The organism is Ruegeria sp. C6 (genome assembly GCF_056537625.1).
In genome coordinates this window covers 18,359-40,175 of sequence record NZ_JBQFRW010000006.1, presented here as the reverse complement: position 1 = coordinate 40,175, position 21,817 = coordinate 18,359, and the positions used below count along the sequence as shown (strand labels likewise).

The following is a 21,817-nucleotide window of genomic DNA, read 5'->3' as shown; positions in this document are numbered from 1 at the left end:
ATCTTTCTGGAAATCAGGACACGTGCGAATAGGGAGGAAACACATGTCTATGAAGGAACCTTTTACCGATCTGGAGATCAAGCGATCTTCGGGCGGGTTTTATGAAGGGCACAGTGTTGAGATTGCCTTGCTGAGCAAGTCAATCATGGTCGCGCTGGTTATCTGGGCGCTTGTCTGGCCCGCAAATGCAAACGGAGTTCTTGGAAGCCTGAACTCGCGTCTGCTGGAAGATTTCAACGCCTTCTATATCATTATTGTCGGCTTTTTTGTCTTTTTCCTGTTTGTCGTGGCGGCGCTGCCGCAAACCGGTAAGCGGCTTATGGGCCCAGAGGGCGAAAAACCAGAATTCTCGGATTTCTCATGGTTTTCGATGATGTTTGGCGCGGGCTTGGGCGTCGGTCTCATGGTGTTCGCTACCGCTGAGCCTTTAGGGCTGTGGGGATCGAACCCGGTTGTCATCGCGGGCGATGTCGTCGGCAATAGCGAAGACGCATTGCAGTCAGGATATCGCTACACTTTCTTGCATTACGGGTTTCACGCCTGGGCGATCTATGTGGTGACCGGCCTGTCGCTGGCCTATTACGCCTACACGCGCAACATGCCCCTGACTATTCGCACCGCGCTGACACCTCTGTTCGGCAAGCTGATGAACGGCTTCCTGGGCCACGTCGTGGATGTGCTGGGCGTGGTAGCAACCATTCTGGGTGTTTCAGTTACCATCGGGTACGGGGTTTCGCAGTTCATCGACGGCCTATACGCCATTTCGGGTATGGAATGGATGATGGATCTGACCGGTGACGCACCAGCCCCCAGCACTGTTGGTCTGCTGGCTGGCCTCATTGTGATCATGGGCCTTTCGATCATCTCGGCTGTCTCTGGTGTTGGTCGTGGCGTCAAGTACCTGTCTAACCTGAACCTGGTGTTGTCGCTGATCCTGTTGCTGGTCTTTGTTGTCTTTGGGTCGTTCCTGTTCGCGATGACGACTTACGCAACTGCATTTGTCGATTACATCCAGCACTTCATTTCGCTCAGCTTTGGTGCTTTCAATCCGCAATCGGCGGCGGCGTTTGATGCTGCCCTGCCGAGTGAAGCAGCGCCGTTTGCCGATGCGCTTTATGCCGGTGCGACCAATCCTTGGGGATCGTTTGACGGGTTCAAATCTGGCCTGGAAGGCGACGCCGCCGCGCTGCCGGAATCTGTACTGGCTTCGGTCTACGCCGCAGGTGATCCGGGTCGGCAGTTTGGCTGGCAAGCGGGCTGGACCACGTTCTACTGGGCCTGGTGGATTGCGTTTTCGCCTTTCGTCGGCCTGTTCCTGGCGCGCATTTCCAAAGGACGCTCTGTGCGTGAGTTCATCATCGGTTGTGTCTTTGCCCCTGCGCTGGTCTGCTTTGCGTGGATGACCATTCTGGGTGGCACCGCGATCGATCTAGAACTGAATGGCACCGCCGAAGGCGCCATCGTCGGGGCGTCGAACACCGCCAAGCTGTTTGTCACATTGCAAGAGATGATCACCGGTGGGCTGTTGTCTGGCATCACCGTGATGTGCGTCGTCCTGATCATGACCTTCCTGGTCACCTCGGCGGACTCGGGCATTCTGGTGATGAACACCATCATGTCTGGCGGAGATCAGAACATCGGTAACAAGCACAAGATCGTCTGGGGCCTTATCCTGACAGCGGTGATTGGCGCTCTGATCCTCGCTGCGGGTGAAAACAATCCGATGGACGCCTTGCGAAATGCGATGATCATCGGTGCGCTACCCTTTACGATGGTCATGGGCCTGATGTGCATAGCGCTCGCCAAGGCGCTTTATCGCGATGGTCTGAGGCAAAAGCAGACCACAGCACCTGCGGAATAAACCTAGGCACGGGCGGTTGTGATGCAACCGCCCGCTGTTATCAGGCGCTTGCGCGCGTCAACTTCAACTCAATTCAATGAAAATGCCAGTGGCTGAGACGCCACGTGATCGTGCACCACTCGAAGCATTATGTCGGACGTGAAGATGGTGCTGCTGGAGAGAATTGAACTCTCGACCTCTCCCTTACCAAGGGAGTGCTCTACCTCTGAGCTACAGCAGCGCTGTGGGCGGGTGATTAGACTCAAACGAAACGCGGCGCAAGGGTGTCTGGACGGTTTTTTTCTACTCCTGTAGAGAAAGGCAATGGCAGACAAAAATTCACCTAAAAAACACGGCAAGTCCGGGGAAACGCGCGAAGACCGTCTAAAGGCGGCGCTAAAAGCGAATATGGCGCGACGCAAGGCTCAGGCCAAGGCGCGAGCCACCTCCGGGGACAAAGCCGGCAAGGACGAGGGATAAGAGCAAATGGATTCGATTCTGGTAACGGGCAATGGCCCGCTGAACGGGCAGATTCCCATTGCGGGGGCCAAGAATGCGTGTCTGACGCTGATGCCCGCGACCTTGCTCAGCGAAGAACCGCTGACGTTGACCAATGCGCCGCGTTTGAGTGACATCAAGACCATGACGGCGCTGCTGCGGTCGCTGGGGGCCGAGGTGTCTTCGCTGCAGGATGGTCAGGTCATTGCGATGTCCAGCCATGACCTGAACAGCCACACGGCGGATTATGACATCGTGCGAAAAATGCGCGCTTCGAACCTGGTGTTGGGGCCGATGCTGGCGCGGCTGGGGCAGGCCGTGGTGTCGCTACCTGGTGGATGTGCAATTGGCGCGCGCCCGATGGATTTGCATGTCGAAGGGCTTGAGGCGCTGGGCGCCGAGATCGAGCTTAAAGATGGCTATCTGCACGCGAAGGCGTCGGGCGGGCTGAAAGGTGCTGTGCATGAGATGCGCTTTGCCTCGGTTGGCGCGACCGAGAACATTGTCATGGCCGCCACGCTGGCCAAGGGCACCACGGTGCTGAAAAACGCCGCACGCGAGCCCGAGATTGTCGATCTGGTCGAATGCTTGCGCAAGATGGGCGCGCAGATTTCGGGTGAGGGGACCTCGACCATCGAAATTCAGGGTGTCGATCGTCTACACGGCGCGACCCATCAGGTGGTGACCGACCGGATTGAGCTGGGCACTTATATGCTGGCCCCGGCGATCTGCGGGGGCGAGGTTGAGCTGCTGGGCGGGCGCATGTCGCTGGTCGAATCCTTCGCCGCCAAGCTAGATGCGGCGGGGATCAGTGTTTCTGAAACTGACAAGGGGCTGAAAGTTTCTCGTAAGAACGGGCGTGTGACCTCGGTCGATGTGGTCACCGAACCCTTCCCCGGCTTCCCGACCGATCTGCAGGCGCAGATGATGGCGCTGATGTGCACTGCCGAAGGTGTGTCCGTGCTTGAAGAGCGTATTTTCGAGAATCGCTTTATGCATGCGCCCGAACTGGTGCGCATGGGCGCGAATATCGAGGTACATGGCGGCACGGCCACCGTAACCGGGGTCGAACGATTGAAAGGTGCTCCGGTGATGGCGACAGACCTGAGGGCCTCAGTCTCGCTGATCCTTGCCGGAATGGCGGCGGAAGGTGAGACGGTTGTCAGCCGGGTCTATCATCTGGACCGCGGATATGAACATGTGGTGCGCAAGCTGGAAGGCGTGGGCGCAAAGATCGAACGGATTAAGGGTCAATGACAGACGCAAGTTTCAAAGATGGCCGCGAGGCACCGCTGAACCTTGGAGCCGAGGACGCGGATGATCTCCAGGTGATTGCGACCCTGACGCAGGATGCGGTTTTCCCGGTGACCGAGATGACATGGCAACCCGGCCAGCGCCGCTTTGCGCTGTTGCTCAATCGCTTTCGCTGGGAAGACAAGGATGCCGCTGCCCGGCGCGGTCGCGCCTACGAGCGGGTGCAGGCCGTTTTGATTTTCGGCTCGGTTCTGTCGGTAGCCAGTCAGGGCATCGACCGCAGCGACAAGGACATGATCCTGTCACTGCTCTCGGTCGAATTCGAGCCAAGCGAGGATGGTGCGGGGCAAATCCTGTTGACCTTGGCAGGCGACGGCGCGATCCGCCTGTCGGTTGAGGCCATCGATGCAACGCTCAAGGATGTGACGCGTCCCTACAAGGCGCCTTCTGGACAAGCGCCCCATCACCCCGAGTGAAGAATAAACGTGGCATCGCTCAGGCCTTCCCGAATCCGCCACGCGGCATCGCGGTGCGGCGGGCAACCGTGTTTGATGTATTCGACATCAGCCGTGTTCTGATCCGATCGATCCGTGACCTCTGTCGGGCGGATCATCTGGATAATCCCGAAAACCTTTCCCGCTGGTCTGCCAATAAGGATCCGGCTTCGGTCCGAAACTGGATCGATAGTGGAGCAATCCTTTGGGTCGCTACGCAAGTGGGAGTGGTTACTGCAGTGGGCGGTTTAAGTGGCGAGGGTGAGATATCTCTGCTCTATGTCGATCCCGATCACGCAGGGCGCGGGCTCGGAACAGCGCTGCTGCATCGGTTGGAAGAGGAACTGCAGACACGTGGCGTCTCTGAGGCGCATCTGCACGCGACCAAAACGGCACATTCGTTCTATCTGGCGCACGGCTGGCATGATGTCGGCGACCCGACGGAATGGCACGGCATCCCCCAATTCCCGATGCGCAAATCGCTGCACCCAGCGGCCTAAGGGTTGAGGCCACCCGGCCCGGGCGATAAGACCCGTTGAAACGCTTCCGGAGTCTCTCACATGCCCGTTTTCCTCGATACGACCTCCGCCGATTTCGAACCTGCATTTCAGGCGCTGTTGTCCGCCAAGCGCGAGGACAGCCCCGACGTGGATGCGGTTGTGGCGCAGATCATCGATGATGTGCGGACCCGTGGTGATGCTTCGGTGATCGAACTTACCGCGAAATTCGACCGGCTGGAGCTGACGCCCGAGACCATGGCCTTTTCATCCAATGAGATCGCCGAGGCCGTCGCGCAGGTCACGCCCCAGGACCGCGCCGCGTTGGAACTGGCTGCAGAACGCATTCGTGCATATCACGAAAAGCAGATGCCCGAGGATCATCAGTGGACCGATGAGGCAGGCGCAACACTCGGCTGGCGCTGGTCGGCGGTGTCGGCCGCGGGGCTTTATGTGCCGGGCGGATTGGCTTCATACCCGTCGTCGGTTCTTATGAACGCAATACCTGCGAAGGTGGCGGGCGTAGACCGGTTGGCCATTGTCGTCCCCACACCTGAGGGTCAGGCAAACCCGCTGGTCCTGCTGGCGGCACAACTGTCGGGCGTGGATGAGATTTATCGCATCGGCGGCGCGCAAGCTGTGGCCGCTTTGGCCTATGGCACCGATACGATTGCGCCGGTGGACAAGATCACCGGGCCGGGCAATGCTTTTGTCGCCGCTGCCAAACGTCGGGTTTTTGGCAAGGTCGGCATCGATATGATCGCGGGCCCCTCGGAGATTCTGGTAATCGCCGACAAGAATAATGACCCCGACTGGATCGCGCTGGACCTGCTCAGCCAGGCCGAGCATGACGAAAGCGCCCAATCTATTTTGATCACGGATGACGCAGAATTTGGTCAAGCCGTGACGCAAGCGGTGGAAAAACGTCTTGAGACCCTGCAACGCCGCGCCATCGCCCGGGCAAGCTGGCGCGACTTTGGTGCTGTAATCACTGTGCGCGATCTGGACGAGGCTGCCGCGTTGTCCAACCGCATCGCTCCCGAACATCTGGAACTCTGCGTGGCCGACCCGGTGGCATTAAGCCAGCAAACGATCCATGCCGGTGCCATTTTCCTTGGCCAGTACACGCCCGAAGCCATTGGCGATTATGTCGGCGGCCCCAATCACGTGCTGCCCACAGCGCGTTCGGCGCGCTTTTCGTCTGGCCTTAGCGTGATGGATTTTCTCAAACGCACAACGCTCAGCCAGATGACACCCGAAGCTTTGCGCGCCATCGGCCCGGCGGCTGAAACGCTTGCGCAATCCGAAAGCCTCGAAGCGCATGGCCTGTCCGTTTCGGCGCGCCTTAACCGGCTGAATGGCTGAAGTGACGCAATGACTTGGCGCTCATGGCGCTTCTGTACGTTGCTCAATGAAAATCGTTGTTATAGGTCTGTGCAGACGCAAGGATTGTGACCGTTAAGATGACCCGTATTTCGCATATCGAACTGGACGACCGAAATCTGCCCCCGCCGACACCGGAGATCGAGCAGGAGCGGAAGGTCGCCATATATGATTTGCTTGAAGACAACTCGTTCACGCTGCCAGCACGCGACGATCGGATGATCCCCGACGGGCCCTACCATGTGCAGCTATCAATCCGTGATAAGCGACTGGTTTTCGATATCGCCACCGAAGCCAGCGAGAAGGCGGCTGAGTTTCATCTGTCGCTTGGTCCATTCCGGCAGGTCGTAAAAGACTATTTTCAGATCTGCGAGAGCTATTTCGATGCGGTGAAAACACTGCCGCCCAGCCAGATCGAAACGATCGATATGGCTCGGCGCGGCATCCACAACGAAGGCAGCCGCGTATTACAGGAAAGGCTGGAAGGCAAAGCTGAGGTTGATACTGATACTGCCCGCCGCCTCTTTACGCTCATCTGCGTCCTTCATTTTGGAGGCTAACGGGTGACGCCTCTGCCGCAGTCCATTCTGTTCTGTTGCGACCACAATTCGGTTCGGTCACCCATGGCCGAAGGCATCATGAAGAAGTTTTACGGCACCGGCACCTATGTGCAATCCGCCGGTGTGCATAACGATCTTGAGATCGATGGGTTCTGCATCGCAGCCTGTCAGGAGATTGGCGTTGAGCTGTCCCGTCACCGCTCGCGTTCTTTTGACGAAATGGAGCAATGGGGCGATGACCTCAGTTCATTTGATCTGATCGTGGCCCTGTCACCCGCCAGCCAGCGAAAAGCGCTGGAACTGACGCGTTTTTTTCACCTGGATGTCGATTATTGGCCAATTATGGACCCTACCGGACTAGGTGAAACCCGCGAGGACAAGCTACGTCATTATCGACAAACCCGAGATCAGATCATCGCGCATCTGAAAGACCGCTGGGGTGAACCGACGGAGTGACCATGAACCCGACCGTGAAAACTTACTTTGATGCCTTCAATGCCGGTGACGTGGATGGCATGTTGGCCTGCCTGTCGGATGACGTGGCCCATCATGTCAACGAAGGTCAGATTCGCGTCGGCAAAGAGAAATTTGCCGCCTTCTGCGCGCATATGAACCGCTGCTACCGCGAGAACCTGACGGATATCGTGATCTTTGAAGCCGAAGGCGGTACCCGTGCTGCGGCTGAGTTCATCGTCAACGGAACCTATCTGGAAACTGATGAAGGTCTGCCAGAAGCGTATGGGCAGACTTACCGCTTGCCTGCGGGTTCGTTTTTTGACCTTAACGACGGCAAGATCACCCGCGTGACCACGTTTTACAACCTTGCGGACTGGACCAAACAGGTCTCGAATGGCTGAGATTTCGCAGGTCCGCGCAATGACCGGATCGACATTGGTCGACGCGTTGGATGAAGTCGCGCGCCTGCGGATCGACGTATTTCACGCTTGGCCATATCTCTATGATGGCGATCTGAAGTATGAGCGGAAATACCTGCAGTCCTACGTCGATAGCGCCAGGGCCATCGTTGTCGGAGCGTTCGACGGTGATACTTTGGTGGGTGCTTCGACGGGTGCACCTTTGACGGATCACGCCGACGATTTCGCGGCCGCGTTCGAAGGCTCGGGCTTATCGCTGGGCGATATCTTCTATTTCGCAGAATCGGTTCTGCTGCCGGAGTATCGCGGGCAGGGAGCAGGCCATACGTTCTTTGATCTGCGCGAAGCCCACGCCCATGCGATGGGATTCACCAAAAGCGCCTTCTGCAGTGTAGTACGCCCTGACGACCACCCCATGCGACCAGATCATTACCGCCCGTTGGATGCCTTCTGGCGCGCGCGGGGATATGCGCCGCTTCCTGGCGTCGTGGCGCTATTCTCGTGGAAGGATCGAGGCGACGATTGCGAAACCCAAAAGCCGCTTCAATTCTGGATTCGGGATTTATAAGCCATCCATGCGCGTCGCGCCGGGTGTTTGAAACGGGTTGTGGCATTGTGAGTTGGCGATGACATGTGCGGCCGAATTTGCCTGAAACACCCTATGATTGTATAGTTTCACCTATTCAATTGCGCGTTTTCATGGGGAAATTTGATGAAGTCCGTTTTCAATCGCCTGATTCCGGCCTTGGTGCCGCTGACTTTGATCACCGGTTGTGCCTACGAGAATAGGGCCTTTAATGCCGAGCAAACCGTGCTGTCGAATACATCGGGAGACGTTATCCAGCACGCTGTTGGGATCGGGGGTGCGTTTGAAACGGCACCAAAAACATTTCAGTCCACAAGCCTGTTGCTTGAACGCGGTCCTATTCGTACGTCGTATTATGCGCTGCAACTTTCAGATGCCTACAAAAGGCTGGGCGACGAAGCAGCGCGCAATCGGGACCTGACAGCGGCGGCACTGATCACTGTAGCAGGCGGTGCCGCGCTTGGAAGTGCGGCCTCGATCTCAGGAAAAGACCTGGCCTTGGTCTTGGCCGGTGGAGCTTTGATCAATGAAGGCGCTAAATACGTAAACCCTAACAGCGCGGCGCAGGCTTTCTACGTGGCATCCGAGTCAATGGCGTGCGCAAGCGCTGCGATTGCCGCCCATGTGCCCGTGGACACTCCACCTGACATTCGTGTGTCTTCTCTGGCCCTTTGGTACATTCGAAAAATTGAGGTTTTGCTGCGCGCGGGATTGAAGCGGGACGTACCGGACTGGAACACGTTGCTCAAAAACCTTGGTTTGACGAGGCAAGGAGCCAATGAGGTGGACGCTCTGCGAGCTGGAGACATAAACCTCAGTGCATTGGAAGTAGACCTGGAAAAGTGCCTGAGGCGAGAACCGGTCGAGAAAGGCAGAGCCAAGACTTAGTACGTCGTGCGGGAGACTTTTCCGTGGTACAAAAAATACGCCTCTGTTTTTGACCTCAATCCGAAAACTGCCGCCGTTTTGCTGCGCGGATCTCGCGAGCTTGTTGTTCTTGACCAACGCGAAATGAATCCTCGACGAAATCCATATGCGTGCGTGCGGCGGTTTCTGCACGGTCCGGGTCGCCATCGATGATGGCCTGCGCGATTGCCTTGTGCTGATCAAGCAGTGCTTCACCCGTGCCGTCCATCGAGCGCAGGAAGCGGCGGTTGTAGAACACGCCTTGGCGCGTGAGGTCATAGATGGATGCCATCATGTGGATAAGGGTCGTGTTTTGGCTCGCATCGACAACGGCGGCGTGCAGTCGAAAATCAGCCTCTTCACTGGCATCCTGATCGTCATTCTCCCAGGCTCGCTGCATTTCATCGATGATTTCTGCGATCCGTTCCTTGTCGGACTGTGTGGCGCGCTGTGCGGCGAGGCGGCTGGCAAAGGCCTCTTGCTCGCGCCGGTATTCAAGATAATCGTAGAAAGCACTGCCGTGCCGGGCATAGAGAGACAGAAGGGCGGGCGACATGGCACGACCGGTCAGTGGGGCGATAAAGGTGCCCTCGCCATGTCGCACGGTCACCAAGCCGCGATTTTCGAGGATTTGGAGTGCTTCGCGCAGCTTGGGGCGTGAAACGCCTAGGGCTTCCGCAAGCTCCCGTTCAGACGGGATTTTGCGACCCTCTTTCAGGATTCCATCAACAATCATTGTCTCGATTTGTGCAACGACAGCATCGGCAATTGATTCGTGACCAACGGGATCAAAGAGGCTGTTCGTGCTCATAATTCCTGTCCGGTAGTTAGATTAAAGATCGTCGAAGTTGTTTATAATATTTACCACTAGCTTTCGACATTGCAAGAAAAACTACCCAAAAATACGGATGCTCGCTGCACGTATAAGCGTTTGTTTTTATTGAGTGTCGCAAAATTATTCGAAAATTTTGGGTTATGAAAGGTCAATCTTGGTTATGAGCCACACCACCGCGGCTTAGCCAAATTGGTAAATATATTTGTTGACTGAACGACAAGGTAAACAATATTTACCACTTAAGCCGTGCTCGCGGCGAGAGTGACAGCCAGACCACCGGCTGATCTTTACCTTGGAGGAGAACCCATGAAGACCACCCTGACATCGCTTGCCGTTGCGGCCTCGCTGCTGGCAGCCCCGGTTGCCCACGCGGCGGATAAGATGCTGCTGAAAACCCCAATCGCGTTTTCAACCGCTCTACCGGGCCTCGGCTCGCCGATCCCGCGCGTGGCCGAACAGCTGGACCTGATGTCCGGCGGCACGCTGAAGATGAAGGTTTACGAACCGGGCAAGCTGGTCCCGCCGTTTGAAATTCTGGATGCGGTGTCTTCAGGCAAGATCAATTCGGGCTATACCACCGCCGGCTACTGGGCGGGTAAGATCCCGGCTGCACCGTTGTTCTCGGCCGTTCCGTTTGGCCCTGAGGCGGGTGAATACATGGCGTGGCTGTACTATGGCAACGGCATGAGCTTGTATCAGGAGATGTATGATCAGGCCGGTTTCAACGTCCATGTCATTCCCTGCGCCATTATCGCTCCCGAAACCTCGGGCTGGTTCGCGAATGAGATCAACAGCCCCGAAGACCTGAACGGCCTGAAGATGCGCTTTTTCGGTCTGGGCGGTGAAGTGATGCAGAAGCTGGGTGTGGCGACGTCACTGCTGCCCGGCGGCGAAATCTTCCCGGCACTGGAAAAAGGCGCGATCGACGCGACCGAATTCTCGATGCCTGCCATCGACGCACGCCTCGGTTTCCACAAGTTGGTCAAGTACAACTATTTCCCCGGCTGGCACCAGCAAGCGACGGTGTTTGAACTGATGATCAACAAGGACGTCTGGAACGAAGCCAGCGATCAGCACAAAGCGATCATCGAAAATGCCTGTAAGGCTTCGATGGCTGACAGCTTTGCCGAAGGTGAGGCGATCCAACACGCTGCGCTGCTGGACAACGTTGAAAACAATGGTGTTCAGATCAAGCAGTGGAACGACGAGATGCTGTCGACCTTCCGCGCGACCTGGGAAGAGGTTGCCGCAGAACAGGCCGCCAACGACGAATTCTTTGCCAAGGTTCTGGCCGACATGAACGAATTCCGTGACGGTTATGCGGTCTGGAAAGAGAACGCATTCCTCCCCCGCAAGTAAATTTGCCACTTGCGATTGTCCGGGGGCGGCTTCCTTCCGCCGCCCTCGGACCCTTCTGATTTTCTTTATTTTCCCCAACGACCCGGGCGCATTCACGTCCCCACTGCCAAACTCTTGAGGAGGAGACCATGGCCGAGACACAGCGTCATCAGGACGACCCGATTGAAGTCTATGAAAGTATCCTTGAGCATGGTGAGCCCGACCGTCAAAAGCTGGCAGTAGCGATCGACAACGGCGTCAAAGCGGTAGGTCATGTGGTCATGTGGGCCAACCTGTTGCTGGTTGGGGCCATCGTTTCACAGGTGGCGATGCGCTATCTACTGAACCAGAACTATCCCAAACTAGACGAGATCCAGTGGCATTTCTACGGGTTGGTGACGATGGTCGGCATCTCGTATGCGCTGGTCACCGACAGCCATGTGCGAGTGGACTTGCTGCATATGCAACTCAGCCAGCGTGCGCGGCGGATTATCGAGATCATCGGAATTTTCACCCTGCTCGTGCCGTTCATCTATCTGATGATCGATCAGGGCTATGACTATTTCTACGAAAGCTGGAGGGTCAACGAATCCTCGGACAGCCCCACCGGCCTGCCCGCGCGTTGGGCCTTGAAAGGTGTGATCCCGGCCAGTTTTGTATTGCTAGCATTGGCTGCAGCGGCGCGGCTGATTCACGACGTGCACGCGCTATTCATGAATTTGGATGAAGAGCGTCAGGGCAAGGGCCTGCGCCTGATCATCTGGGCCCTTCTGGGCTTTGCTGTGGTCGCAACAGCGCTGACCTTCCTGGTTGAAACAACCGAGGAAAAACTGGTCATCGCCATGTTCCTGACCTTCATCGCGTTGCTGTTCACCGGATTCCCGGTGGCGTGGACGCTGGCCGGGGTTGGCGTTGCGTATTGCGGTCTGGCCTATCTGTTCGACAATGGCATGATGAACTGGACCGGGCTTGAGGAAACGCTGACCGGTCTGGACTATCTGACGCTGGGCGCGGTGGTGAACCGGGTCTATGCCACCATGTCAAATGCGGTTCTGGTGGCGCTGCCAATGTTCATCTTCATGGGCCTGATGTTGGACGAATCCGGTGTGGCCGAGCGTTTGATGTCCTCGATGCAGCGCCTGTTCGGCACGGTGCGCGGCGGGCTGGCGATCACGGTAACGATGATCGGCATCATTCTGGCCGCCTCGACCGGGATCATTGGGGCATCTGTGGTTCTGTTGGGCGTGCTTTCGCTGCCGTCGATGATGGAGCAGAAATACAGCCCCTCATTGGCCGCCGGTGTGGTCAGCGCTTCAGGCACGCTGGGCATCCTCATCCCGCCGTCGATCATGCTTGTCATCATGGCGGACCAGATGGCGCTATCGGTCGGCGACCTATTTATGGCTGCAGTGTTCCCCGGCGTGATCATTGGCGCGCTCTACCTGACCTATATTTTTGTCATCGCCCTGATCAAACGCGACGTGGCCCCGGTACCCGAAGGCGCAACCCGTCCTGACTGGAACGCAGTCAAGGACGTGCTGATTGCAGTCTTGCCGACGCTGGCCCTGATCCTCGCCGTGCTGGGCTCGATCTTCGCGGGTTTGACCACACCGACCGAAGCCTCGGGCGTGGGCGCGTTGGGAGCCACTCTGCTGGCGCTGGGATATCGCAAGCTGACGCTGGCCAAGCTGGTGAACGTGCTGAAAGCAACGTTCAACACCACCGCCTATATCTTCGCGATCTTCCTGGGTGCCACAGTGTTCTCCTATGTCTTGCGCGAACTGGGCGGCGACGCGCTGATCGAGGATATGATCCACAGTACCGGGCTCGGCCCAAATGGCACTGTCTTCATGATCCTGTTCATCGTCTTCCTGCTGGGCTTCGTGCTGGACTGGATCGAGATCACGCTCATCGTTCTGCCCTTGATGCGCCCCATCGTGAACGGGCTGGGCCTGGATATCGACGGCTTCGGTGTCATCGATGAACCTGCGCTGGTGTGGTTCGTAATCCTTGTGGCGGTGACGTTGCAGACCTCTTTCCTGACACCTCCGGTTGGATTTGCGCTTTTCTATCTGAAAGGGGTCTGCCCGCCCGAGATCAAGCTGACTGACATCTACAAAGGGATTATACCATTCGTGATCCTGCAGCTGACCGGCCTGTTCTTTGTCTTCTTGTGGCCGCAACTGGCCACGTGGTTGCCCTCGGTCGCGTATTAACGGAGGGTAGCGGGATGAACGATGCCGATCTGATCAAGCGTCTTCAGGCCATTTGTGGGCGGCGGCGCGTTTTGACTTCGTCGCGCAGCACCCGCCGCTTTCGCCGGGGGTTCAGATCAGGTGAAGGGGACGCGCTCGCGGTGGCTCAGCCCGCCACGCTGCTGGAACAATGGCAGGTGCTTCAAGCCTGCGTTGCCGCCGACAAAATCGTCATCATGCAAGCCGCCAATACCGGCCTGACCGAAGGGTCTACGCCCAAGGGTAGCTACGATCGTGATGTAGTGTTGATCAACACGCGGCGGATGGACGATCTGCATCTGATCAATGAAGGCAAACAGGTCATCAGCTTTCCGGGCAGCACACTGTTTGCGCTGGAAAAGCTGCTGGACCCGATTGGCCGCCAGCCGCATTCGGTGATCGGATCTTCGTGCATCGGTGCCTCAGTCGTTGGCGGGGTGTGCAACAACTCGGGCGGTTCGCTGGTCGAGCGCGGCCCCTCCTATACCGAGCTGTCACTGTACGCGCGGATCACTCAGGACGGCGAGCTTGAGTTGGTCAATCATCTGGGCATGCGGTTGGGTGATACACCCGAAGAAATCCTGACCCGGCTGCAGAACGGTGATTTCTCAGCAACTGATATCGAGACCGACAATCGCAAAGCCTCTGACACCGATTACGCCCGTCGGGTGCGTAATGTAGATGCTGAAACGCCAGCACGCTTTAACGCTGATGAGTCGCGTCTATACGAAGCAGCGGGCTGCGCGGGTAAACTGGCGGTTTTTGCGGTTCGGCTGGATACATATGCCAAGAACGAAGCAGAACGTACTTTCTACGTCGGGGCGCACGACACCGAGGCATTCACGGAATTGCGCCGTCGCATCCTGTCCGACTTCAAAACCCTGCCGGTCAGCGCTGAATACATGCATGAGGAGGTATTCGATATCTCTGACCGCTATGGCAAAGACACCATGGTGATGATTGACAAGTTGGGCACCGATCGTTTGCCCACTTTCTTTGCGCTGAAGGGCGCGGTGGACGCGCGTTTGGAAGGCATACCGGTTCTCGGCAATTTTACCGATCGATTCATGCAGTTCGCGATGCGACTTTGGCCCGATATCCTGCCGCGCCGGATGCGGGCCTATCGGGATCGGTATCCGCATCACCTCATACTCAAAATGCGCGATGGCGGTATCGATGAAGCGCGCGATCTACTCAATGACATGACTGCCGAAGACAAGCTGGATTTCTTTGAATGCGACCTGCGTGAGGCAAAGATCGCTGGGCTACATCGTTTTGCTGCCGCAGGTGCAGCCATTCGTTATATGAAGGTTCATGCAGCCGAAGTGGAAGATATCATCGCCCTAGATATCGCGCTGCGCCGCAATGACGTCGACTGGTTCGAAGACTTGCCAGTTGAGATCGCGGATCAACTGGTCGGCAAGCTCTACTATGGCCACTTCATGTGTCATGTTCTGCATCAGGATTACATCGTCAAGAAAGGCGCGGATCCGAACGCGTTGAAGGCCGCAATGCTAAAGTTGCTGGACATACGCGGCGCTGAATACCCGGCCGAACACAATGTCGGCCACCTCTATGCGGCCAAACCCGATCTGGCAGCTTTCTACAAGTCGATCGATCCCACGAACAGTATGAACCCGGGAATCGGAAAGATGTCCCGCAACAAGCACTATTCGTGAGACGGAACGCTGCTGACCCGTATCCGTTGAATACTACTTGAAGCTGCGGCTGTCCTTGATCTGATCCCAGGCCCAGACGACCTCTTGCAACTGCTCTTCCTGAGATCGGTCACCACCGTTCATATCCGGGTGCAGCACCTTGATCAGCTTCTTGTAGGCTTTGCGAATCTCTGCCTTCGACCAGCTATCTTGCGCTTCGAGGATCTCAATCGCGCGGCGCTCAGTCGGCGGCAGGCGTCGACCGCCGGAATTGGCGCGGCCGGGATTTTTGGTGGCGTTTTCGCCTAGAACCTGATGCGGGTCCTCGATCCCCAGACGTGCCCAGGCACGGGCCTCGGGATCGCCCATCGGTTTGGTCTCACGCTCCCACACTTTGTCCTTCGAACGCTGCGCGTTCAGTTCGGCCTCGGTGGTGCCGTCGAAGAAATTCCACTTCTGGTTATATTCGCGCACATGTTGCTGGCAGAACCAGAAAAAATCATCCAGCACGTCCGGAGCTTTGGGCGCGCGAAACTTACCGGGTTCTTCACAGCCCTCATGATCACAGATTCGCACCGAAGTTTCGGACGCACCTGACATACCCCGACGGCCGCGCGGCTTCTTTTTCTTAGCGCTCGACACGGACATATCGAATCCGAAGGGATCTGACTTTACCATCTGCACAACCTCACGAAGGCATCTTTTCGACTCGGAGGCAGCAGTTTAATCTAAGCAGCCGAAAGTAGAAGAGGGGGACGGCAATTTATTTGCCGTTGAGCATAAAAATGAGCGTGACCGACGAAATCCGTGAACGATTGCAGGCAGCATTTAACCCGCGTGAGCTGGAGGTGGTTGACGACAGCGAGAGCCATCGTGGTCACGCTGGATATCAGGAGGGCGGTGAGAGTCATTTCAACGTCCTTATTCGTTCTGCGGCTTTCGAGGGGCAATCCCGCGTTGCTCGCCATCGCGCAGTACATACGGCATTGGGGGATATAGTCCCCCGTATCCATGCGCTTGCTTTGGATATCGACGTCTGACAGTCGCGGCCTTGGTTCAGATAAGCGACGATCACGTCGCCAATTCTCTGCGGATTTAATCTCGATCAAGGCATCGCGATACATGACCCTCTAATATTCGCCTCGTCGATCTCCGGTTAACCGGAGCGATCAGATTTGCGGATAATGAGGGCTTTTTAAATGATGACCAAAGCCAGAACGTGGTTCTCGGCACTGTCGACAGTTTTATTGCTGTCGGTGGGTGTTGCGTTCCCGGTTCACCATGCCCAGGCGGAACAGCCGGGCCCGGTAGAAGCCATTGAGTTCGACCAAGCCAAGGCGGCACTTGGCAAACGTTTGTTTTTTGACCCGCGCCTGTCTGGCGACACCGAACTGTCCTGCGCCAGCTGCCACCAGCCGGAAAACGGCTTTACCGACGGGCAGGCCCTATCGGATGCCTATGCCGGCAGCCTGCATTTCCGCAACGTGCCGACGCTGATTAACAGCGCCAAGCGCGCCGCGTGGTTCCATGACGGGCGCATTGGCACCAACCTCAACGACGCGACCCGCGAAAGCATCACCGAGACATACTCGATGAACATGGATATGCGTTTGATGCAGGAACGCATCAAGCAAGATCCGGTTTATGTCGAGATGTTCGAAGCCGCCGGATTTGGCGAGCCGTCGAACAGCGGGGTCCGTAACGCCATCCCGGAATATCTGAAAACGTTAATTTCGCGCGGCGCGCCGTTCGATACCGGCGAGATGTCGGAAGACGCCAAGGCGGGCTATGAGCTGTTCAATGCCAGCGGCTGCAATTCCTGCCACTCGGGCGAGCGGTTCACGGATGATCTGCCGCACAATATCGGCGTGGGCGACAACCCCGATATCTGGGCGACCCCGGAACGTCACATCACCTTTGTGACCATGATGAAGTTCCTCGGCGTCGAGAATTACATGAACCTGCGCGCCGACCCCGGTGCGTATATACGCACTCACACCGCCGATACATTCGGCACGTTCATGACCCCCACGCTGCGTGAGCTGATCTATACCGCGCCATTTATGCATAACGGCTCGATTGCGACGCTCGAGGATGTGGTGGCCTTCTACAACGCCGGTGGTGGCGAAGATGAAAACAAGGATCCGCGCATCAAGCCGCTTGGCCTCAGCGAGACCGAACAAGCACAGCTGGTGGCCTTCCTTAAGGCGCTGTCTGGTGAGCCGCTGACCGGCCCGGACTTCGTCGCCGAGGACATCGATACGGATTATGCGCCGATCGAAAACTGGCAAGACGCGACAAACTGAGGAGTGGACCCATGAAAGACCTTAAGTCTTACCTTTCAGGTACAATCGCCACCGCTGCTCTGGTTGCCGCCCTTGGTTCGCAAGCCTTTGCAGAAACCAGCATGGAGATTGAGGCCGGTATCGGCGGGGCAGACCCCGACCCCGATGCGCCATTGGTGGCACTGGGTGAGCCGCCCATACCGCTGGACAACCCCCAGACCGAGGCCAAGATCGAACTGGGCAAGATGCTGTTCTTCGATCCGCGTCTGGGCGGCAACCCGTCGACCCCCTGTTCGGCCTGTCACATGCCAGATGTCGGCTGGGACGTCGAAGCACCAATCTCGTTCGGCTATCCGGGCACGACCCACTGGCGCAACAGCCAGACCATCGTGAACTCGGCCTATTACGGCAAGCTGTTCTGGGCGGGTTCAAGCAAAAGCCTTGAGAGCCAGGCCAAATCCGCTGCTGGCGGTGCGGTCGCCGGCAACGGTGAGGCCGACATGATGGAGGCGCGTCTGGCCTTCGTTCCCGAATACGTGGAACGCTTCAACGATGTCTTCGGCGATCAGTGGCCGCGTATCAGCAACGCATGGCGCGCCATCGCCGCGTTTGAACGGACCATCGTTCAGACCGGCACGCCCTTTGACAATTATCTGCGTGGGGATGACGCGGCGCTGACCGACGAGCAGAAACGCGGGCTGGAACTGTTCACCGGCAAGGCGCAATGTTCCGAATGCCACAACGGCGCGCTGCTGTCGGATGAGAAATACTACAACACCGGCGTACCCGCCTATGATGGTTGGCAGGACGATGGTCTGGCGCAGGTCACCTTCCGGTATGAGCTATATGCCAAAGGCTCGACCGAAGAGATGTACCGCCACACCAAGGACGACCCCGGCTTCTATTTCCGGACCAAGGAAAAGGCCGACAAGGGGAAGTTCCGCACGCCAAGCCTGCGCTACACCCTCTATACCGAACCCTACATGCATAACGGCATGTTGGAGACGCTTGAGGATGTGGTCGAGTTCTACAACCAGGGCGGCGGCGAGAATGAGTTCTCGGCCAATAAATCTCCGCTGATCCAACCCCTTGGCCTGAATGATCAAGAAAAAGCGGATCTGGTGGCCTTCCTGAAATCCCTGTCCGGTGACGAGATTCTGGTCGAAGAACCTGATCTACCGGATTACCAGCCGCTTCCCGCGGCAGCAGAGGAGTAAGCGTCATGAAAGATCATAACGCAACCGGATGCAGCTGTTCGGGCGAGGCCAAAAAGGCCTGCACCGTGAACCGCCGCCAGTTCCTGTTCGCCTCGGGTGCCACCACCTTTGCCGTGATGGTGACCATGCCCACCCGCCATGGCCAGGCGGAACAGGTGCCCGCTTTGGTATCGACCTATCCGCGCAAGCTGATCGGCAAACTGTCCGAACTGGAACAGGATGTGCCGGTCGAGTTCTACTACCCGGACGAGGGCGACTATTCAGACTCGATCCTTGTGAAAACCGGCGTGGAAAGCGGCGGCGGCATTGGTCCGCAAAAGGATGTTGTGGCCTTCAACCTCACCTGCACCCATCAGGGCGGGTCGATGTATGACAGCTACAAGCCTGAACATAAGGTGCTGGGCCCGTGCCCGTTGCACCTGTCCACCTATGACGTGACACGGCACGGCATCCTCGTCTCGGGGCAGGCCTATCAGTCGCTGCCGCAGGTCCTTTTGGAACTGGACGGCGATGACATCTACGCCGTTGGCATGTTCGGCCTGATCTACGGCCGTTACGACAACCTCATTGCATAAGGGAAGCGGAATCATGGCAACCCCGTATTACGTACCCGAAACCAACGTCCCGCTGCCGCCCAAAGGAGCCGAGGTCATCTCGACCGCCTGCGACTACTGCATCGTGGCCTGTGGTTACAAAGTCTATCGCTGGCCTGTGACGGCCAAACCCGGCGGCCCCACCGCGGACGAAAACGCGTTTGGCGAGGATTTCCCTGTTGCACCGCTGGGTGCGTGGGTCGCGCCGAACCAGCACAATATCGTACTGCACAAAGGTCAGCCGCACCACGTGGTGATCATCCCTGACAAGGACACGCAATACGTCAACACCGACGGCGACAGTTCCTTGCGGGGCGGATGTATCGCGCAGAAATGCTATAACCCGCAGACGCCAACACGCGACCGCCTTAAGACGCCGCTGATGCGGATCTATGGTACCTTGATGCCGGTTCCGTGGGATCTGGCGCTGGATGTTGCGGCTGAGGTGGGCAACCACGTGATCGCCAAGCACGGTACCAATGCCTATGGCGTAAAAACCTTCAGCTATCAGTATATCGAGAACACCTATGCGATCTCGAAATACGCGCTGCGTCATATCAACACCGCGAACTTCACCTTCCACGACACGCCGTCCGACGTGACCTCGACCCCCGGTTTCCGGGATGCGGGTTTCGACAACTTTGGTCCCTCGTACGAGGACTGGCGGGATGCGGAAACCCTTCTGGTCTGTGGCACCGACCCGTATGAAACCAAGACTATCCTCTATACTCAGTGGATGATGAAGGGGATGCAGAACGGCCAGAAAGAGATCTATCTGATTCCGCGCCGGTCTGCCGGTGTGGCCCATGCTGAAAAGATGGGTGGCCTGCATATCGACGTTCTGCCCGGCACCGACCTTCTGGTCGTCAACGCCATCGCCCGGGTCATCGTGGAAAATGGCTGGGAAGACAGCGACTGGATCAAGAAATGGGTCAACAACAAATGGGAAAGCTCGTCCGGCTTCGGTCAGGGCACAAGGAACACGCCATGGCAGTGGCGTACGACCTGGGGCAAGTTCCAGACCAAAGGCTTCGAGGATTGGAAAGAGTGGCTGCTGTCGCAGGACGAATTCGCGCCTGAAACCGCTGCTGCTATGGCCGAAATCGACGTGCAGAAAATCTATACTGCCGCCGAATGGCTGGCCAAACCCAAGGCGGATGGCACCCGGCCCAAAACCTCGGTCATGATCGAGAAAGGGTTCTACTGGTCGAACAACACCGGCAACACACAGGCGATCTCCGCTCTGGGCATCATCTGTGGCTGTGGAGGTCGTCCGGGTCAGGTCATTGGCCGGGCCGGTGGTCACCAGCGGGGCGGCGTGAAGGGCGGGAAATACCCGCGCAACAAGTCGCCCGAGAAACTGCCGGGTCGCCGTCGCCGCGCCATGGATACGGACCGGTATCTGATTGCAGGTCATACCCGTATGGCCCATGTGATCGGCACCACATGGATTCAGGCGATGTGTGGTTCGCAACAGTTAGCTGACAAGTTCGAGGAACTGACCGTCCGCAACCCGCATCAGATTGCGTCTTTCGACAAGCAAGAAATGATCGACACGCTGAAGGCCCGCGCCGACAGCGGCGGTATGGTGGTCATCAACCAGGACATCTATCTGCAGGATCCGATCGGCAACCGCTATGCCGACATCGTGTTCCCTGCAGCGACCTGGGGCGAAGAGGACTTTCTGCGCGCCAACGGCGAACGCCGCCTGCGTCTGTATCAGAAGTTCTATGATGCGCCCGGTGCGGCCAAGCCCGACTGGTGGATCATTGCGCAACTGGCACAGCGGATGGGCTTTGACGGGTTCGACTGGCAGAACTCGAACGAGGTTGCCGAAGAGGCCGTGCGCTTTACGCGCGGGTCGCGCAAGGACTTCCACGCGGTCTACCGTCTGGCAAAGAAAGAGGGCAAGGGTCTGCACCATAAGGTCCGAGAATTCGGCACCGATGGTGTGCAATGCCCGGTCATGCTGGATGCCGACGGTGTCACGCTGATTGAAACCAAGCGTCTGCATGACACAACCCGCACGCTGCCTGATACCGGTGCGGCTGGTGCGGATGTATTCAACAAGAAGCTGACGCACTTCAACAGCCAGACCGGCAAGTGCAACATCCAGAAATCGCCGTGGGGCCTGTTCTCGGATTACTGGGAATGGCTGAAACCCAACAAGGACGAAGGCGAGTTGTGGGCCACATCCGGTCGGATCAATGAACGCTGGCAGTCCGGTTTCGACGACCGCCGCCGCCCGTATATCGTGCAACGCTGGCCGGAGAACTGGATCGAGATTCACCCCGACGATGCGGCTGAGCGTGGCATCGAAAGCGGCGACTATGTGATGGTCTATTCGGAGCGCGTTCCGGGTAACAAGCACACGCTGCTCGGTGTGGAAGGCGACGACTTCCAGTTCTCGAAACTGATGGAGAACGGACATATCGAACTGACCAAAGCGGCGATCACCGCCGTGGCCATGGTTACGCCCGCCATAAAGAAAAGCGTCGTTTACATGGACTTCCTGCACATGCAGCAGCCCGCCAACGCGCTTGAGGGCCGGATCGTCGACTGGATCAGCGGCAACTACAACTACAAGATGGGCGTTGCCAAGGTCCGCAAGCTGGGGCCGAGCCCCTACAAGACCTCGTTTCGCACGATGTCCTTCGCGCCGCGCGACATCGCCTGACGCTTTTCCGGGGGGCGAACGCCATGCCGCCCCTCGGGTCCGGTCCCACTGCAGAAGGGACCACCTGGAAGGCAGGCTTCGGTTGGG

21 protein-coding genes and 1 tRNA gene are annotated in these 21,817 nt (G+C 57.6%); 19 read left to right on the top strand and 3 right to left on the bottom strand.

All coding sequences use genetic code 11. The features are described from left to right. Positions 1-43 precede the first annotated feature (43 nt). Positions 44-1,861, top strand: a complete 1,818-nt coding sequence (locus tag ACR0MJ_RS17190; protein ID WP_170408220.1) for a BCCT family transporter — start codon at positions 44-46, stop codon at positions 1,859-1,861. 145 nt (positions 1,862-2,006) lie between these two features. Here the strand turns inward: ACR0MJ_RS17190 and ACR0MJ_RS17185 are convergent. Beyond that, a tRNA-Thr gene (locus tag ACR0MJ_RS17185) sits at positions 2,007-2,081 on the bottom strand. 83 nt (positions 2,082-2,164) lie between these two features. On the opposite strand from ACR0MJ_RS17185, the gene ACR0MJ_RS17180 reads away from it, so the two are divergent. The 10 genes from ACR0MJ_RS17180 (at position 2,165) to ACR0MJ_RS17135 (ending at position 8,875) form a co-directional block, all read left to right on the top strand. Continuing rightward, complete coding sequence (locus tag ACR0MJ_RS17180; RefSeq protein ID WP_170425679.1) at positions 2,165-2,320, top strand: hypothetical protein; 156 nt, start codon at positions 2,165-2,167, stop codon at positions 2,318-2,320. 6 nt (positions 2,321-2,326) lie between these two features. After that, the gene (gene murA, locus ACR0MJ_RS17175) at positions 2,327-3,595 is read left to right on the top strand and encodes a UDP-N-acetylglucosamine 1-carboxyvinyltransferase (RefSeq protein WP_170398447.1); all 1,269 of its coding nucleotides are present in this window, start codon (positions 2,327-2,329) and stop codon (positions 3,593-3,595) included. Continuing rightward, positions 3,592-4,068 (top strand): DUF2948 family protein, encoded by a 477-nt coding sequence (locus ACR0MJ_RS17170; protein WP_170625448.1) that lies wholly within the window; start codon positions 3,592-3,594, stop codon positions 4,066-4,068. The genes murA and ACR0MJ_RS17170 overlap by 4 nt, the downstream gene beginning before the upstream one ends. Further along, a complete protein-coding gene (locus ACR0MJ_RS17165; protein ID WP_480593158.1) occupies positions 4,065-4,586 on the top strand; it encodes a GNAT family N-acetyltransferase in 522 nt (173 codons plus the stop codon). Before ACR0MJ_RS17170 ends, ACR0MJ_RS17165 begins: the two co-directional genes overlap by 4 nt. 60 nt (positions 4,587-4,646) lie before the next feature. After that, a complete protein-coding gene (gene hisD / locus ACR0MJ_RS17160) occupies positions 4,647-5,948 on the top strand; it encodes a histidinol dehydrogenase (protein WP_480761895.1) in 1,302 nt (433 codons plus the stop codon). A gap of 98 nt (positions 5,949-6,046) precedes the next feature. Beyond that, a complete protein-coding gene (locus ACR0MJ_RS17155) occupies positions 6,047-6,526 on the top strand; it encodes a UPF0262 family protein (protein ID WP_170398457.1) in 480 nt (159 codons plus the stop codon). Between the two features lie 3 nt (positions 6,527-6,529). Then, a complete protein-coding gene (locus ACR0MJ_RS17150; protein WP_170398460.1) occupies positions 6,530-6,982 on the top strand; it encodes an arsenate-mycothiol transferase ArsC in 453 nt (150 codons plus the stop codon). A gap of 2 nt (positions 6,983-6,984) precedes the next feature. Beyond that, on the top strand, positions 6,985-7,383 hold the full coding sequence (locus ACR0MJ_RS17145) for a ketosteroid isomerase-related protein (RefSeq protein ID WP_170398462.1): 399 nt from the start codon (positions 6,985-6,987) through the stop codon (positions 7,381-7,383). Further along, entirely contained in the window at positions 7,376-7,969 is a 594-nt protein-coding gene (locus tag ACR0MJ_RS17140; RefSeq protein ID WP_480761893.1) for a GNAT family N-acetyltransferase, read from the top strand. The genes ACR0MJ_RS17145 and ACR0MJ_RS17140 overlap by 8 nt, the downstream gene beginning before the upstream one ends. Before the next feature lie 144 nt (positions 7,970-8,113). Beyond that, positions 8,114-8,875 carry a hypothetical protein gene (locus tag ACR0MJ_RS17135; protein WP_480761891.1) on the top strand — a complete coding sequence of 254 codons (762 nt, stop codon included), beginning with the start codon at positions 8,114-8,116 and terminating at the stop codon, positions 8,873-8,875. Between the two features lie 55 nt (positions 8,876-8,930). On the opposite strand, the gene ACR0MJ_RS17130 is transcribed toward ACR0MJ_RS17135, so the two are convergent. Continuing rightward, positions 8,931-9,704, bottom strand: a complete 774-nt coding sequence (locus ACR0MJ_RS17130; RefSeq protein WP_170408227.1) for a FadR/GntR family transcriptional regulator — start codon at positions 9,702-9,704, stop codon at positions 8,931-8,933. Between the two features lie 330 nt (positions 9,705-10,034). Between ACR0MJ_RS17130 and ACR0MJ_RS17125 the strand changes: the two genes are divergently transcribed. The 3 genes from ACR0MJ_RS17125 to dld all read left to right on the top strand — a co-directional run bounded on the left by ACR0MJ_RS17125 (position 10,035) and on the right by dld (position 14,979). Continuing rightward, positions 10,035-11,087, top strand: coding sequence for a TRAP transporter substrate-binding protein (locus tag ACR0MJ_RS17125; protein WP_170398473.1), 1,053 nt, complete (start codon positions 10,035-10,037; stop codon positions 11,085-11,087). Between the two features lie 128 nt (positions 11,088-11,215). Next, complete coding sequence (locus ACR0MJ_RS17120; protein WP_480761889.1) at positions 11,216-13,282, top strand: TRAP transporter large permease subunit; 2,067 nt, start codon at positions 11,216-11,218, stop codon at positions 13,280-13,282. 14 nt (positions 13,283-13,296) lie between these two features. Further along, positions 13,297-14,979: a D-lactate dehydrogenase gene (dld, locus tag ACR0MJ_RS17115; protein WP_480761888.1), complete on the top strand. Its 1,683-nt coding sequence runs from the start codon at positions 13,297-13,299 to the stop codon at positions 14,977-14,979. A 33-nt stretch (positions 14,980-15,012) separates the two neighbouring features. Here dld and ACR0MJ_RS17110 read toward each other — a convergent pair whose 3' ends face one another. After that, positions 15,013-15,636 (bottom strand): DnaJ domain-containing protein, encoded by a 624-nt coding sequence (locus ACR0MJ_RS17110; protein WP_170398478.1) that lies wholly within the window; start codon positions 15,634-15,636, stop codon positions 15,013-15,015. A 107-nt stretch (positions 15,637-15,743) separates the two neighbouring features. Between ACR0MJ_RS17110 and ACR0MJ_RS17105 the strand changes: the two genes are divergently transcribed. The 5 genes from ACR0MJ_RS17105 (at position 15,744) to ACR0MJ_RS17085 (ending at position 21,730) form a co-directional block, all read left to right on the top strand. Further along, a complete protein-coding gene (locus ACR0MJ_RS17105) occupies positions 15,744-15,998 on the top strand; it encodes a BolA family protein (protein ID WP_170398480.1) in 255 nt (84 codons plus the stop codon). Positions 15,999-16,157: 159 nt separating this feature from the next. Next, positions 16,158-17,264, top strand: coding sequence for a cytochrome-c peroxidase (locus tag ACR0MJ_RS17100; protein ID WP_480761886.1), 1,107 nt, complete (start codon positions 16,158-16,160; stop codon positions 17,262-17,264). Between the two features lie 11 nt (positions 17,265-17,275). After that, complete coding sequence (locus ACR0MJ_RS17095; RefSeq protein ID WP_480761885.1) at positions 17,276-18,460, top strand: cytochrome-c peroxidase; 1,185 nt, start codon at positions 17,276-17,278, stop codon at positions 18,458-18,460. A gap of 5 nt (positions 18,461-18,465) precedes the next feature. Next, positions 18,466-19,035: an arsenate reductase (azurin) small subunit gene (locus ACR0MJ_RS17090; protein WP_170425700.1), complete on the top strand. Its 570-nt coding sequence runs from the start codon at positions 18,466-18,468 to the stop codon at positions 19,033-19,035. Between the two features lie 13 nt (positions 19,036-19,048). Then, a complete protein-coding gene (locus tag ACR0MJ_RS17085; RefSeq protein WP_480761884.1) occupies positions 19,049-21,730 on the top strand; it encodes an arsenate reductase (azurin) large subunit in 2,682 nt (893 codons plus the stop codon). The last annotated feature ends 87 nt before the right edge of the window (positions 21,731-21,817 follow it).

Coding starts and splice junctions, on each gene's coding strand:
- ACR0MJ_RS17190 (WP_170408220.1), top strand. CDS start 44: ATGTCTATGAAGGAACCTTTTACCGATCTGGAGATCAAGCGATCTTCG.
- ACR0MJ_RS17180 (WP_170425679.1), top strand. CDS start 2,165: ATGGCAGACAAAAATTCACCTAAAAAACACGGCAAGTCCGGGGAAACG.
- murA (WP_170398447.1), top strand. CDS start 2,327: ATGGATTCGATTCTGGTAACGGGCAATGGCCCGCTGAACGGGCAGATT.
- ACR0MJ_RS17170 (WP_170625448.1), top strand. CDS start 3,592: ATGACAGACGCAAGTTTCAAAGATGGCCGCGAGGCACCGCTGAACCTT.
- hisD (WP_480761895.1), top strand. CDS start 4,647: ATGCCCGTTTTCCTCGATACGACCTCCGCCGATTTCGAACCTGCATTT.
- ACR0MJ_RS17155 (WP_170398457.1), top strand. CDS start 6,047: ATGACCCGTATTTCGCATATCGAACTGGACGACCGAAATCTGCCCCCG.
- ACR0MJ_RS17145 (WP_170398462.1), top strand. CDS start 6,985: ATGAACCCGACCGTGAAAACTTACTTTGATGCCTTCAATGCCGGTGAC.
- ACR0MJ_RS17140 (WP_480761893.1), top strand. CDS start 7,376: ATGGCTGAGATTTCGCAGGTCCGCGCAATGACCGGATCGACATTGGTC.
- ACR0MJ_RS17135 (WP_480761891.1), top strand. CDS start 8,114: ATGAAGTCCGTTTTCAATCGCCTGATTCCGGCCTTGGTGCCGCTGACT.
- ACR0MJ_RS17130 (WP_170408227.1), bottom strand. CDS start 9,704: ATGAGCACGAACAGCCTCTTTGATCCCGTTGGTCACGAATCAATTGCC.
- ACR0MJ_RS17125 (WP_170398473.1), top strand. CDS start 10,035: ATGAAGACCACCCTGACATCGCTTGCCGTTGCGGCCTCGCTGCTGGCA.
- ACR0MJ_RS17120 (WP_480761889.1), top strand. CDS start 11,216: ATGGCCGAGACACAGCGTCATCAGGACGACCCGATTGAAGTCTATGAA.
- dld (WP_480761888.1), top strand. CDS start 13,297: ATGAACGATGCCGATCTGATCAAGCGTCTTCAGGCCATTTGTGGGCGG.
- ACR0MJ_RS17110 (WP_170398478.1), bottom strand. CDS start 15,636: ATGGTAAAGTCAGATCCCTTCGGATTCGATATGTCCGTGTCGAGCGCT.
- ACR0MJ_RS17105 (WP_170398480.1), top strand. CDS start 15,744: ATGAGCGTGACCGACGAAATCCGTGAACGATTGCAGGCAGCATTTAAC.
- ACR0MJ_RS17100 (WP_480761886.1), top strand. CDS start 16,158: ATGATGACCAAAGCCAGAACGTGGTTCTCGGCACTGTCGACAGTTTTA.
- ACR0MJ_RS17095 (WP_480761885.1), top strand. CDS start 17,276: ATGAAAGACCTTAAGTCTTACCTTTCAGGTACAATCGCCACCGCTGCT.
- ACR0MJ_RS17090 (WP_170425700.1), top strand. CDS start 18,466: ATGAAAGATCATAACGCAACCGGATGCAGCTGTTCGGGCGAGGCCAAA.
- ACR0MJ_RS17085 (WP_480761884.1), top strand. CDS start 19,049: ATGGCAACCCCGTATTACGTACCCGAAACCAACGTCCCGCTGCCGCCC.